This window comes from Tatumella terrea, assembly GCF_039523755.1.
Lineage (GTDB): Bacteria > Pseudomonadota > Gammaproteobacteria > Enterobacterales > Enterobacteriaceae > Tatumella > Tatumella terrea.
Window position 1 is genome coordinate 1 of record NZ_BAAAFX010000015.1, and the last position, 13313, is coordinate 13313.

Annotated in this window: 11 protein-coding genes; 6 read left to right on the forward strand and 5 right to left on the reverse strand. The window is 52.6% G+C overall.

Going from position 1 to position 13313, the window contains the following annotated elements:
• Positions 1 to 1226: Ig-like domain-containing protein (locus ABD035_RS11585; RefSeq protein WP_343870326.1), on the reverse strand; the 1226-nt coding region annotated here is incomplete at its 3' end.
• Positions 1227 to 1799: 573 nt separating this feature from the next.
• Here ABD035_RS11585 and ABD035_RS11590 point away from each other — a divergent pair.
• The 4 genes from ABD035_RS11590 (at position 1800) to rluF (ending at position 5819) form a co-directional block, all read left to right on the forward strand.
• The gene (locus tag ABD035_RS11590; protein ID WP_343870328.1) at positions 1800 to 3179 is read left to right on the forward strand and encodes a TolC family outer membrane protein; all 1380 of its coding nucleotides are present in this window, start codon (positions 1800 to 1802) and stop codon (positions 3177 to 3179) included.
• A gap of 122 nt (positions 3180 to 3301) precedes the next feature.
• Positions 3302 to 4066 carry a dienelactone hydrolase family protein gene (locus ABD035_RS11595; protein ID WP_343870330.1) on the forward strand — a complete coding sequence of 255 codons (765 nt, stop codon included), beginning with the start codon at positions 3302 to 3304 and terminating at the stop codon, positions 4064 to 4066.
• Positions 4067 to 4207: 141 nt separating this feature from the next.
• Positions 4208 to 4759, forward strand: coding sequence for a tetratricopeptide repeat protein (locus ABD035_RS11600; RefSeq protein ID WP_343870332.1), 552 nt, complete (start codon positions 4208 to 4210; stop codon positions 4757 to 4759).
• Between the two features lie 148 nt (positions 4760 to 4907).
• Positions 4908 to 5819 (forward strand): 23S rRNA pseudouridine(2604) synthase RluF, encoded by a 912-nt coding sequence (gene rluF, locus ABD035_RS11605; RefSeq protein ID WP_343870334.1) that lies wholly within the window; start codon positions 4908 to 4910, stop codon positions 5817 to 5819.
• A gap of 462 nt (positions 5820 to 6281) precedes the next feature.
• Here rluF and metE read toward each other — a convergent pair whose 3' ends face one another.
• Positions 6282 to 8552 (reverse strand): 5-methyltetrahydropteroyltriglutamate--homocysteine S-methyltransferase, encoded by a 2271-nt coding sequence (gene metE, locus ABD035_RS11610; RefSeq protein ID WP_343870336.1) that lies wholly within the window; start codon positions 8550 to 8552, stop codon positions 6282 to 6284.
• 211 nt (positions 8553 to 8763) lie between these two features.
• Here metE and metR point away from each other — a divergent pair, with 211 nt between their 5' ends.
• On the forward strand, positions 8764 to 9699 hold the full coding sequence (gene metR / locus ABD035_RS11615) for an HTH-type transcriptional regulator MetR (protein WP_343870338.1): 936 nt from the start codon (positions 8764 to 8766) through the stop codon (positions 9697 to 9699).
• A gap of 337 nt (positions 9700 to 10036) precedes the next feature.
• On the opposite strand, the gene yigL is transcribed toward metR, so the two are convergent.
• Positions 10037 to 10837, reverse strand: a complete 801-nt coding sequence (gene yigL, locus ABD035_RS11620; protein WP_343870401.1) for a sugar/pyridoxal phosphate phosphatase YigL — start codon at positions 10835 to 10837, stop codon at positions 10037 to 10039.
• 20 nt (positions 10838 to 10857) lie between these two features.
• Positions 10858 to 11898 carry a lysophospholipase L2 gene (gene pldB, locus ABD035_RS11625; RefSeq protein WP_343870340.1) on the reverse strand — a complete coding sequence of 347 codons (1041 nt, stop codon included), beginning with the start codon at positions 11896 to 11898 and terminating at the stop codon, positions 10858 to 10860.
• Between the two features lie 111 nt (positions 11899 to 12009).
• Here pldB and rhtB point away from each other — a divergent pair, with 111 nt between their 5' ends.
• Positions 12010 to 12633, forward strand: coding sequence for a homoserine/homoserine lactone efflux protein (rhtB, locus tag ABD035_RS11630; RefSeq protein ID WP_343870342.1), 624 nt, complete (start codon positions 12010 to 12012; stop codon positions 12631 to 12633).
• Between the two features lie 40 nt (positions 12634 to 12673).
• Here the strand turns inward: rhtB and rhtC are convergent, their stop codons facing one another.
• Positions 12674 to 13303 carry a threonine export protein RhtC gene (gene rhtC / locus ABD035_RS11635; protein ID WP_343870344.1) on the reverse strand — a complete coding sequence of 210 codons (630 nt, stop codon included), beginning with the start codon at positions 13301 to 13303 and terminating at the stop codon, positions 12674 to 12676.
• Positions 13304 to 13313 lie beyond the last annotated feature (10 nt).

Below are 13313 nucleotides of genomic sequence, written 5' to 3' on the forward strand. Positions count from 1 at the left end.
AAGGTGTACGCCCCGTCGCTGCCGATGGTCAGGGTACCGACACCGCTGATCGTGGCGGTCTGCCCCGCGGTCACCGTCTGCCCGTCGACCGTGAACTGCGTCACCGTGAGGGTGTCGCCGTCTTTATCGGTGTCGTTGGTCAGCACATTACCGCTGACCGGGGTATTTTCCTGCGCGGTTGCCGTGTCATTACTGGCCACCGGCGGGGTGTTGATGGCACTGAAACTCAGGGTGGCTGAAGAGGAAGTATGTCCGTCGGTAATGGTATAGGTCGCGGACGGTACCGCCCCGGTATAGCCGCTCACTGGGGTAAAAGTGTACGCCCCGTCACTGCCGATGGTCAGGGTGCCGACACCGCTGATCGTGGCGGTTTCACCGGCTTTCAGTGTCTGCCTGTCGACCGTGAACTGCGTTACCTTCACCGGATCACTTTCTTTATCCGTGTCATTACTCAGCACATTACCGCTCACCGGGGTGTTCTCTTTTACGACAGCCATATCATCAACGGCACCGACATTTACGGTAACCGGAATATTGACAGGGACGGTCGCACCATTAGCATCCCGGACTAAAACGGTAAAAGAGTCCTGCCCCGAGAAACCTGAAGCCGGTGTAAAGGTGTAGCTGCCATCGTTATGCAGTTCAACCGTGCCGTGAGAAGGCTTAATGTCCAGCGTATATCTAATCGCATCAGTGTCGGGATCCTGAACCGTAATTTTCCCTCCAACAGCGGTGCCTTTATTCGTTGATAGCGGTTGTGCAGTGGCAGTCAGGGGCGCTGAGGAATGCCCGCTCTCTGCCCCTCCGTGATCACTGTGTCCATGACCCCCTGCAAGCAATGCAGCAAGGCCCAGCAAACCTGCCCCGGCAAGACCAGCAAAAATAGGTAAGCCATCATGCCATTCAATTTCGGTGAAGGTAAAAGATGTCCAGGGCGAAGTGTATTGCCCCCACCAATAAACCCCTGCACCATCCTCAAGAATTAATTCATTACGGTGTGAATCATTCTCATGGACAAAAAAGTTTTTAATGACAATACGATGCCCGTCGTTAATTACAATTGTTAAATCATTTCCATGCCGTTCAAATGATCTAACAGTTGCAGGATCAATATGCAGTTTAACGACTGACGACCCTGACAGGACCAGATTATCAATGTTAACACTTTTTGATAATCCATCACTTTTGTTGATCACAACAGCTGTTGAAAGAGATAAGTTTTTCATATTTAGATAATTTTTTCACTGTTCAGGAAGGTAATGTCACCCAGGATAATACTATTGAGTGATTATTAAGATAAATTACATATAGAGTAGGCAAAGTCAGAATAATATACAACACGGGTAATATAAAATAGCAGGGCATCCTGATAGTTATTACCTATTGTTATTGATTTATTTTATAGGTATCACGCAGGTAATTTATAACTAAATGGGGTTTAATTAACACAAATAAAACAATAAAAAAACAATAGAAAAACATAAGTGAAAAAGGAAAAACAATCATCATCAGAACGAATACACTGGCCTTCAGTTAAAAGTGCATGTATTTTTTTTAAGTAAGAAGGTGCTATGCTGAACCCGGTAAAGGTTCTGATACAGGCTTGAAAATACAACATAGAGTGGTGATTTCTTTCGTACGCCATACTGTCTGCGTTAACAATGCGCAAATGTATCACGTCGTTAGAATTTATAGTTGCATAGATAATTTAAACAAAGTTGTGCTTAAGTAATAATAGGTATAAATCAATGAAATCAAGTAAGCACCTAATTTTAAGAGTATTATCTCCTCTTTTCCTGATGACAACAGTAACGATATTTAAGGCGCAGGCAGATACTGCAGCCACGGCCGGAGATATAAATACACAAGCCCTTGAAGACCAACAATCATTACCCGACCTCAGTGATACCATTACAAACACACTACCGCCTCCGGCCTCCGGCATCCCGGATATGAATTATGCCGTCCAGCAAGCGGAACAATGGCACCCGGCCATCGGCCAGGCTGTGGGTAAATTGTTCCAGCAAGCGGCTAAAGTGGATCAGGCAAAAGCCAAATACTATCCTCAGGTCAGCGCGGGTATGAATAATGGCTACTCAAACAGTTACGTCAACGCAGGCTATTCTCCTTCGCTGGTGCTGTCCGTTTCTCAGATGCTTTATGATTTTGGAAAGGTATCGAGTTCAGTCAGGGCCGCGAATGCTGGGTTAGCTCAGCAGCAAGCCAATGTGATGGTAAGTATCGACCAGGTGGCTCATGATACTGCCAGTGCAGTTGTTCAGGTTCAGGGCTATCAAAAGCTGGTCACTATTGCACAACAGCAACTCTCCGCGTTACAACATATCGGCACCCTGATTCAGCAACGCAATACTGCCGGGGCAAGTTCGTTATCTGATGTAGTACAAACCAATACCCGTATTGAAGGGGCCAGAGCCACCCTGATGCAATACCAGTCAGCTCTGCAGCGCTGGCGGGCAACACTCGCAACGGATATGGGAACCGGTCCTGTGAGCCAGGTTGCGGATACCCTCCCTTCTGCACTGACCGACGCCTGTAATGTCCGGCAAATTGATTACCGGGAAATCCCTTCGGTTCTGGCCGCTTTCGCGCAAAGAAATCAGGCTCAGGCTGACCTGGATAATGCTAATGCTCAGATGAGACCGACACTGTCTCTGGAACCTCAGGTGACACATTATCTGAATAATAACTACTCAGACAGCCGGGACCTGAATAAGACCCAATATTCAGCCTGGGTTAAACTTGAAATGCCGTTGTATCAGGGAGGCGGCCTTACTGCCAGTCGTGATGCGGCAATACAAACACTTGAGTCCGCGCGTGCAGCCATTCGCCTCGCACAGCTGGAAGCAGACCAGAAGCTAACAGAATCTCAGGAGCAGGCCCTGAACCTTTACCAGACATTAAGTGTTCAGGAAAGGCAGGAAACGTTAGGTGAAAAAACCCGCGACCTGTACGAGCAACAATATTTACAGCTAGGGACTCGTCCGCTTCTTGATTTGCTGAACGTAGAGCAGGAGATTTATCAGTCCAGGTTTACCCGGGAACAAACGCTGGCACAGCTGCACTCATTGCAACTGGACTGTCTCTACAGCACCGGAAAAATGCGTAATGCATTTGCACTGAACAATCGGAAAATACAAGGTGTTGTCATCCGGCCGTAATTACCCGTCATTCTGCTCTTAAGGACTTCCGCTGCGGGGAAGTCCGGGTCGCATTCCAACCTGAACGCTATACTTTGTCAAAAGAGATGAGTGCTCACCCCATCAATCCGTTGGAGGTTTTCATGACGACCCTTATCCGCCAGCTCACATTTGCCGGGCAAGACACCCCTTTACCGGCAGGCAGGCACTCCGGGAATAGCCTTGTTTCGACAGTACTGATGGCTAGCCCTGAACAGCACAGCGAACCGCTGCCCATTATCCTGGTCGTGTATGACCCTCTGGTCAATGAAGAGATGCTGCATGCAATATGTCGTCAGCTGGCGGAGGCCGGCTATCTGGCATTTGCTCCGGCGCTGTTCGCCGGCCAGCAGACAGAAACACCAGACGCCGGTACTCTGACAGATAACCAGATTTTTTCTGCTCTGGACTTTGTGGCTAACCAGGCCGTCGGCCATGGCGGGGATTTACGCCGGCTGGGCCTGACCGGTTTCGGGCAGGGAGGGCGTATCGGCTGGCTGTATGCGGCCCATAACCCGCAACTTCGGGCAGCCGTCGTCTGGAATGCACCACTGCGCCCGGCAATCAGTCTTCAGCAGCCGCTGACACCGCTGGATGCAGCCGGAAAGCTGACGGCGCCGGTACTGGGACTCTATGGCGCACAGGATACCGCTATCACTCACGAAGAAATTGCACTAATGCGCCAGGCGCTGAAGGCTGCCGGTCAGCCGGGAGAGCTGATTATCTGTCCGGAGACCGCCAGCGCATGGCCGGTTCCGGCAGCCGGCCAGTCCACCGGGCTACAGCAGCAGATGCTGGCCTGGTTTCAACGCTATCTGTCGCCAGCGGACCCGGCCCCCGGGGGCCGTGATCCCGCGACGCTTACCTGATATGCGTCATTGTCTGAAATTCAGACAGACGCTGATACATGCTGCCGGCAGAGAGGATAAACTGAGAAGGTATCGGGCATGGCTCCCTGCCCCTGTGAAAAACACAGGGTTTCTTTTTACGGGCACGGACAGGAATGTATTATGAAAAAAACCCTTACGCTCTGCATTGCAGTGATCACGCTTAATCTGACCGGCTGCAGTACTATGGGGCACTTTTTCGACGGGATCTGGCCCCGGGGGCATGAAAGTTTACAGGACCGTCAGTCTGAAAAAATCCTACAGTCACACATTCAGCAGTGTGATCAGGGCAAAGTGGCGGAAGACTGTATTTCGGCCGGCTCAATCTATGAGTTACGCGGCGGTGATAATTATACCCGTGCGATGGATTTCTATCAGAAAGCCCTGGCGCTGAATGCTCCCGAAGCCCCGCAGGCTATCGGTCATCTGTACGAAAATGGCTATGGCGTGACACAAAGTTATAGCGAAGCTCACCGCTGGTATGAAAAAGGCGCCCAGGCCGGAGATGGCAATGCCATGCTCTATCTGGCAAATATGTACCGTTTCGGCCGCGGCGTAGACAAGAATAGCCGCAAAGCATTGCAGTATGCACGTAAGGGATGTAAAAAAGGCAATATCCTGGCCTGCGCGACACAAAAAGAGCTGCAAAAACCGGCCAGAAAAAAACCGGCCTGAGACATGCAGTCACGCCGGAACCCTACACTTTTCAGGGACTGCCGGAAGCCTGTCGAAGTCTGACAGGCGATCGATCCATCATTTGTATGCGATCTCCTGTTTTAAGCACCGGCAGGCTGAGGTATAGTCCGCTTTTTTCGGAGAATTCATGCTGTCCAACTCATCCATTCGCCTGAATAAATATATCAGCGAGAGCGGTATCTGCTCACGCCGCGATGCCGACCGCTATATTGAACAGGGAAATGTTTTTATTAACGGTAAACGTGCCGCGGTGGGCGCGCAGGTGTACGCCGGAGATGTGGTCAGGGTGAATGGTCAGTTGATCGAACCCCGTGATGAAGAAGACCTGGTACTGATTGCGCTGAATAAGCCGGTAGGGATCATCAGTACAACGGAAGAAAACGAAAAAGACAATATCGTTGATTTCGTCAACCACAGTAAACGCGTCTTCCCGATAGGCCGGCTGGATAAAGATTCCCAGGGCCTGATTTTTCTGACCAACCACGGGGATCTGGTGAATAAGATCTTACGGGCCGGTAACGATCACGAAAAAGAGTATGTGGTCACGGTGAATAAACCGGTCACCGATGAATTTATTCGCGGGATGGCGGCCGGCGTGCCAATGCTGGGTACCGTAACGAAGAAGTGTAAGGTCTCGAGAGAAGCCCCGATGGTGTTTCGCATCACCCTGGTACAGGGGCTGAACCGCCAGATCCGCAGAATGTGTAAGCATTTCGGTTATGAAGTCACCAAACTCGAACGCACCCGGATTATGAACGTCAGCCTGAAAGGACTGCCGCAGGGGGAATGGCGTGATTTGACCGATGACGAGCTCATCGACTTATTCCGGCTGCTTGAGAACTCTTCCTCTCTGGCCCCCGCCGAACAGAAAAAAAGCGGGCAGTCGAAAGCCTCCCCTGCCAAAAAACCGGCGACCGCCGCACCAGGCGCCGTCAGACGGCCTGCGGTTGCTCCCCCGGGGGGTGGCGCGAAAACGGCCGGGAATACCTCGTCCCGTAAACGTTTTACGCAGCCGGGACGTAAAAAGAAAGGTCGCTGACAGAGTCTTTCTCACCCTCTGAGTTCTCACGACCTCCTGCTGGCTTTCATTGCCTGACGGGCACAGCTTCTGTGCCCGAACGTCACTTTACCCTGCTCTGCCTGCTGCGCCAGACCGGGTTGCCGTCCTCACTTCACCGGGCCCGGTCCGCGGTTAGCCACCGATATTGCAATGCGTTACGCGCCCGGAAGTGGCTACCGTTTGACCGCTCCCCGTCGTTGACCGGTACCCGTGAATTATTCTGTTATTCAATGCCTGGCAGAAGCCCCATCGATCTGCTCTTAATCCCGTGCCATTGCTGGACGACGTTATCCCCGGCCAGCACCGTGACGATACTCCCGTCTCCCGGGCCGGAGACGCCCCCCTGGATCCTGTCGCCCGGGGGGCACTATTTTACGGACAAAAAAAGGGGCACAGTGTATGTGCCCCAAAACGTTCAACACCAGATTATTACTTCATTACTCAGGCAGATTCGCCACGCAGATTTTTCGCTGCTTCAACCATGTTGGCCAGTGCCTGACGCGTTTCAGGCCAGCCGCGGGTTTTCAGGCCACAATCCGGGTTAACCCACAGACGTTCTACCGGAACACGTTGTGCCGCTTTGCGTAACAGGTTTTCCATGTACGCCACATCAGGGACGTTCGGTGAGTGAATATCGTAAACACCCGGACCGATTTCATTCGGATACTCGAACTCTTTGAAAGACTCCAGCAGTTCCATATCTGAACGTGACGTTTCAATCGTAATAACGTCCGCATCCAGGGCTGCAATCGAGTCCATGATGTCGTTGAACTCGCAGTAACACATGTGAGTATGGATCTGGGTATCATCCTGCGCGACCGCAGCATTCAGACGGAAGGCATCAACCGCCCACTCCAGATACGCCGCCCAGTCAGACTGATGCAGAGGCAGACCTTCACGCAGGGCCGGTTCATCAATCTGGATGATACCGATACCGGCTTTTTCCAGATCTTCCACTTCGTCACGTAAGGCTAATGCGATCTGCTTAGCAATCACTTCACGGCTCACATCTTCACGCGGGAATGACCAGCACAGGATAGTCACAGGACCTGTCAGCATGCCTTTTACTGGCTTGTCGGTCAGCGACTGTGCATATTTAGCCCATTCGACAGTGATCGCTTCCGGACGGCTGATATCACCGATGATGACCGGCGGTTTCACACAACGTGAACCGTAGCTCTGTACCCAGCCATTCTGGGTAAAGACGAAACCGTCCAGGTGCTCACCGAAATATTCCACCATGTCGTTACGTTCCGCTTCACCGTGAACCAGAACATCCAGACCCAGACGCTCCTGCTCAACAATCGCCTGTTTAATATGTTCGGCGATCCCGGTACGGTAATTGTTACCGTCCAGACGACCCTGTTTAAAGTCCAGACGCAGACCACGGATTTCAGTCGTCTGCGGGAATGAACCGATGGTGGTGGTAGGCCATGCCGGCAGATTGAAACGTTCACGCTGTGCTTTCGCACGGGTTTGATAGTCGTGCTGACGCAGACTGTCTTTTGCAGTGATCGCCTTCAGACGATTACCCACCGCGCTGTTGTGGACACGTGAAGATTTTTCACGGGCACGGATCGGCGCACTCCAGCTTTCCAGCGATGCCGGGTCGTTATTATTCAGTGCAGTGCTCAGCAGTGACAACTCACCACATTTTTGCAGTGCGAATGAGAACCAGCTTTTCACTTCCTCATCCAAACGGGTTTCGGTGCTCAGGTCAATCGGGCTGTGCAGCAGTGAACAGGATGTACCAATCCACAGATTTTTACGCTGTGACACCAGAGGCTGCAGACGTTCAAACCAGCGGCTCAGGTCAGCACGCCAGACGTTACGTCCGTTAATCACACCGACAGACAGTAACCACGCTTCCGGTAATTGTGCGTTAAGTGCCTGGATATCGTCGCGGCCATGTACCAGGTCAACATGCAGCCCCTGCACCGCCAGTTCGCGGATCACAGACAGGTTCTGACCGATGCTGTCAAAATAGGTGGTCAGCAGCAGTTTGGTTTGTCCCTGCAGCGCATCGTAAGCCGGTTTGAAGGCTGCCAGCCATTCTGCAGGCAGTTCCAGTGACAGTGCAGGTTCATCAATCTGTACCCACTCAACGCCACGTTTTGCAAGCTCTGCCAGCACCTGCTGGTAGACCGGCAGGATATCGTTCAGCAGAGATAAACGGTCAAACTGCTCACCTTTGACTTTACCCAGCCACAGATAGGTCACAGGACCCAGCAGTACGGGTTTCACTTTGTGACCCAGTGCCTGCGCTTCATCCACTTCGTCCAGCAGTTGCGTCCATGTCAGTTTGAATGACTGACCCTGGGTGAATTCCGGCACCATGTAGTGATAGTTGGTGTTAAACCATTTGGTCATTTCTGCAGCGGCTGCAGGTTCGCCGGTCGGTGCACGGCCACGACCGATACGGAATAAGGTATCCAGATCCACAGACCCGTCTGCGTTACGGTGACGTGCCGGCACGTTACCCAGCAGCAGGCTGGTGGTCAGTACATGGTCATACCATGCAAAGTCACCGACAGGAACAATATCAACACCGGCGTCTTTCTGCTGCTGCCAGTGGCGGGCACGCAGTTCACGGCCGGTTTCCAGTAAGTCCTGCTGGCTGGATTTACCCGCCCAGTAGCTTTCCTGCGCTTTTTTCAGTTCGCGCTGCAGTCCGACGCGTGGAAATCCGAGAGTGTGGTTCTGAATCGTCATGGCATTCAATTCCTGTCAGTTAAAGGCTTTTAGGGACATCTGTCTCAATCCTGGCGTTTCCGGCAAGGCAGAAAGTGTTGCCTGCCAGTACATTCGGAGCTCTGAGAATGTTTTTCAGATGTTTAGCCGTCCAGATGTTTACACATCTATAATCAGCAGGTACTGTAATATCCACAAGCGCAAATTATTCAACTTCACATGAAGGTCTCTCATGATCGAGATTAAGCACCTGAAAACATTGCAGGCTCTCAGGACGACTGGCTCACTGGCAGGTGCCGCAGCACAATTACATCAGACGCAGTCAGCACTGTCTCACCAGTTCAGTGACCTGGAACAACGTCTTGGCTTCCGGTTATTTGTCCGTAAAAGCCAGCCGCTACGCTTTACCCCGCAGGGAGAAATTCTGCTGCAACTGGCGGAGCAGGTACTGCCGCAAATCCAGCAGGCACTGCAGGCATGCCATGAACCGCACCAGACCACATTACGCATTGCTATTGAGTGCCACAGTTGTATCCAGTGGCTGACTCCGGCACTGGATAACTTTCGCAGCAGCTGGCCTCAGGTCGTCGTGGATTTTAAATCCGGCGTAACCTTTGACCCTCAGCCGGCGCTGCAACAGGGGGAACTGGATATCGTACTCACCTCAGATATTCTGCCCCGTAGCGGGTTACATTATTCCCCGTTATTCGATTTTGAAGTCAGGCTGGTGATGGCGCCGGACCACCCCCTGGCCGGCAAGGCAGTGATCACCCCGGAAGATCTGGCCGATGAGACGCTGTTAATTTACCCGGTACAACGTCAGCGTATGGATATCTGGCGTCATTTTCTGCAACCGGCGGGGGTCAGTCCGTCACTGAAAAGCGTGGATAATACCCTGCTGCTGATCCAGATGGTTGCCGCGAGGATGGGGATTGCCGCCCTGCCCCATTGGGTAGTTGAAAGTTTTGAACGTCAGCAATTGGTGGTCACCCGGACGCCAGGCGAGGGGATCTGGAGCCGTTTATATGCCGCCGTCCGTGACGGAGAGCAACGCCAGCCGGTGATTGATGCCTTTATCCGCTCATCCCGCCAGCATGCCTGCGAGCAACTGCCTTTTGTCCGGGATGCTTCCTTTCCGGCGCCGTTGAAGAACGGTGCGGACAACTAACTCCCGACGGATAGCGCCCGGTATCCGTCACCGGGCGCTGACTCCCGGATCACACTGCGGCAAAATCACCTATTTTGACATCAATGTTTGGCATTGAGTTATCCGGGCAGGTCTGTCGCTGCCAGTGCCATCGTCGGTTATACCGCCGACGTTGTTGACCGGGAACGGGGATTTATACTCATGATCGACGAAGATGGACTCACTGTAGTATTAATGAGACTGACGACAATCAGTGAGAAAAGACACAAACGGCGACTCAGCCATCGCTGACACCAGACATCAGGACCGCCAGTACCTCACCGGTCTTTCACTCGCCGGGGAGGCCTGCCGCTGCGATTTACACGCGATAGAGTGTCTGCAGATAATGCGGCACGGCATCGTCCGCATTACTACCGATAATTTCCAGCTCCGGCAATACATCCATCAGGCGCTGATGTGCATTACTCATGATGCAGCCTTTGCCTGCCATACTCAGCATCTCTTTATCGTTCATCCCGTCACCAAAAGCGATACAGTCCTGTAAGGTCTTGCCAAGACGCCGTGCAACCTCATCCAGCGCATGGCCTTTAGATACCCCTCCGGCCATGACCTCCAGACAGGTCGGTAGTGAGAAACTCACATTGACACGATCACCCCAGCGGGCTGCGATGGCCTGTTCAAGTACCGTCAGCGCCTCATGATCATCTCCACTGAAAAAGACCTTACTGATCCCTTCGGTGTCGAGCATCCCTGGCTGATAGAGCTGATACCGGAAACCGGATTCCCGCACATAGGCGCTCTCTTTTTCGCTGTCACGGCTGAGGTACCATTCATCATTACGGTAAAGCTGAGTCAGGATAGTGTCTGACGAGTATTGCAGCTCATACAGATCGCGGGCGATGTCCTGATCGAGATTATGAGCAAAGATCAGATTACCTGCGGTGTCGTGTACCCTGGCACCATTAGAGGTGATCATATATGCATCAATATCCAGCTTGTTTCGCATCCGTGCGACATCGATATAATGCCGCCCGGTCGCAAACACAAAGTTGATGCCCTGACGGGTCAGTTTCTGAAGAATTTCATGGGTGTAATCAGAAAGCGAATGATCGGGGGAAAGCAGCGTTCCGTCCAGGTCGGAGGCGACGATGTGATACATGAAAACCTCTTTTTTTAGCATCAGGCCGGAATATCCGGAGGTAATTGTGTCATAGCAGGGTGTTCAGCTGACCTGAAACGGTCAAAATAACTGACAATAAAATTCAGTGCCCGGGCGCGCATCTCGTCTTTTTCGAATAATATTTCATGACGGGCTCCCGGAATAATTTGCGGTGTTTCCCCTTCACACGGGAAACCGGCCTGCCGTCTTGCCGCACAGAAGTCATTCTGCGCCTGATTTTCTACCACCAGATCCTCCTCTGCTTGCAGTATAAGCATCGGCGTGGTGAGCTGTGCAGCATCGCGCAGTATTTCACGGCCGGCATTGATACTCTCTCTCACCCAGTGAGCCGTAGGGCCGCCCACCTGTAATGCCGGCAGATCCGCATAAAACCGGAGATTACGCTGATAGCGAACACGACTGTGCGTCAGGGTATTGACTGCAAACGGCGCGGCATGCCAGCGGCCGGTTCCCAGGGCAAAACCTTCCCGTAATCCTGTACGGGTCTCAGTCCAGTTAAGGATACGTTCTGCCATCCACTCCGGCATCGGCAGGACAATGCCAAACATCGGAGCCACTAAGGCGACGGCATCAAATAGCTCAGGTTGCCGCCGCAGTAACAATGTCAGAATGGCGCCGCCCATGGAATGTGCCAGCGCAAACTTTTGCAGATAATGGCTGCCGGCCAGCTCTCTTTCACAGAGGGTTTCCAAATCATCCACGTAATCTGAAAAATTCTCTACGTGGCCGGGATGAGAGTCTTCCAGCATCCTGTCGGAAAGGCCCTGCCCGCGGTGATCAATAATGAAAACATCATAGCCACACTGGAAGAGATCGTAGGCAACTTCAGGATATTTGATGTAACTTTCAATCCGGCCCGGGGCAATCAGCACAGCCCTGCGGTGGTTCGGTGACGTAAAACTGACATAACGTATCTTCAGTGCGTCCTTACCCTGAAAGGATTTTTCCTGACGACGGCGCCAGAAATGGAGTAAGGGACCGTTTATAAACGCCGAAAACTCTTTTTCACGGTGCAACCAGCGTTGCGTAAGCTGTTTCATGACTCTTCCTTCGGCGTTTTCACATCACTCTCAAACGATTCAATGACAGTATCGTCGCCGGAGATTATAACGTATTCTATCGCTTTTCTGCTGATGAATGGAGCGATATCAATGACCCTTGAATGGTGGATCACTTACCTGCTGACCACTACCCTGCTGAGCCTTTCCCCGGGGTCCGGTGCCATTAACACCATGAGTACCGGGATAAGCCACGGCTATAAAAAAACACAGATTGCAATCGCCGGGCTGCAGAGCGGGCTGGCTATTCACATTATTCTGGTCGGGATCGGGCTGGGGGCATTGTTTTCACACTCCACGCTGGCGTTTGAAATTCTGAAATGGGCCGGTGCGGCTTATCTTATCTGGCTTGGGATCCAGCAGTGGAGAACCAAAGGTGCTATTGACCTGAATGCGGTGGCGAAAGTCACGTCAAAAGGCAAAGTGTATAAACGTGCTCTGCTGGTAAATCTGACTAACCCTAAGAGTATCGTTTTCCTGGCCGCCCTGTTTCCGCAGTTTATTTTACCGCACCAGCCACTGATCCTTCAGTATCTGGTGCTGGGAGTGACCACCATCACGGTCGATATTCTGGTGATGCAAGGGTACGCCCTGCTGGCGACGCGGATTTCCCGCTGGATCAAAGGCCCCCGGCAGATGCAGCTGCTTAACCGGATCTTTGGCAGTGTTTTTATTGCCATCGGCGTCGTGCTGGCCTCCGCCCGGCGAGGGATCTGACGTGACTCCCGGGCCTGCAGATGACGCAGGCCCGGCACGATTAACGGGTCAGTATCAGATGCAGGCCGAACGCGGTGAACAGCACGCCCCCCACACCATCCAGCCATTTGCCCATCTGCTGATACTTCAGGCGCATCCAGGGTAACGCAAACACCGTTGCGACCAGTAAAAACCAGCCCAGCGTCTCCAGCAGGATCAGGGCATAAATCCCCCCGCGTTGTAATGCACTGGCATCCTCGCCGACAAACAGTGAAAAGACGCTGCCGAAATAGATAACCACTTTCGGGTTCGACAGATTGGTCAGTAACCCGCGCAGGAACGTTTTCCCCTGCTGTGCTGTGACCACAAGCTCAGCCGGAATCTCTGACGCCGGGTGCTTATGCTGGCGTCGTGCAGAGCGCAGGAGCTGCCAGCCCATCCAGATCAGGTATAACCCGCCACCGGCCATAATCAGTTTGTGCAGCCAGGCCATTTTTTCCAGCAGAAGGTTTAAGCCCAGTAAAGCCACCGCAGCCCAGATAGCCACGCCCATCGTCACGCCCAGCACCCCCATCAGGGCTTCCCGGGGAGAACGGGTCACCGCGGCCCGGGAAATAAAAAAGAAATCCGGACCCGGGCTCATCAGCGCAAGTAACTGCACCAGAGCCAGGGTTAGAAACGACATCAGCATGCCGGTCACT

Coding starts and splice junctions, on each gene's coding strand:
- rhtC (WP_343870344.1), bottom strand. CDS start 13,303: ATGCTGATGTCGTTTCTAACCCTGGCTCTGGTGCAGTTACTTGCGCTG.
- rluF (WP_343870334.1), top strand. CDS start 4,908: ATGCTGTCCAACTCATCCATTCGCCTGAATAAATATATCAGCGAGAGC.
- ABD035_RS11595 (WP_343870330.1), top strand. CDS start 3,302: ATGACGACCCTTATCCGCCAGCTCACATTTGCCGGGCAAGACACCCCT.
- metE (WP_343870336.1), bottom strand. CDS start 8,552: ATGACGATTCAGAACCACACTCTCGGATTTCCACGCGTCGGACTGCAG.
- metR (WP_343870338.1), top strand. CDS start 8,764: ATGATCGAGATTAAGCACCTGAAAACATTGCAGGCTCTCAGGACGACT.
- yigL (WP_343870401.1), bottom strand. CDS start 10,837: ATGTATCACATCGTCGCCTCCGACCTGGACGGAACGCTGCTTTCCCCC.
- ABD035_RS11600 (WP_343870332.1), top strand. CDS start 4,208: ATGAAAAAAACCCTTACGCTCTGCATTGCAGTGATCACGCTTAATCTG.
- ABD035_RS11590 (WP_343870328.1), top strand. CDS start 1,800: ATGACAACAGTAACGATATTTAAGGCGCAGGCAGATACTGCAGCCACG.
- pldB (WP_343870340.1), bottom strand. CDS start 11,898: ATGAAACAGCTTACGCAACGCTGGTTGCACCGTGAAAAAGAGTTTTCG.
- rhtB (WP_343870342.1), top strand. CDS start 12,010: ATGACCCTTGAATGGTGGATCACTTACCTGCTGACCACTACCCTGCTG.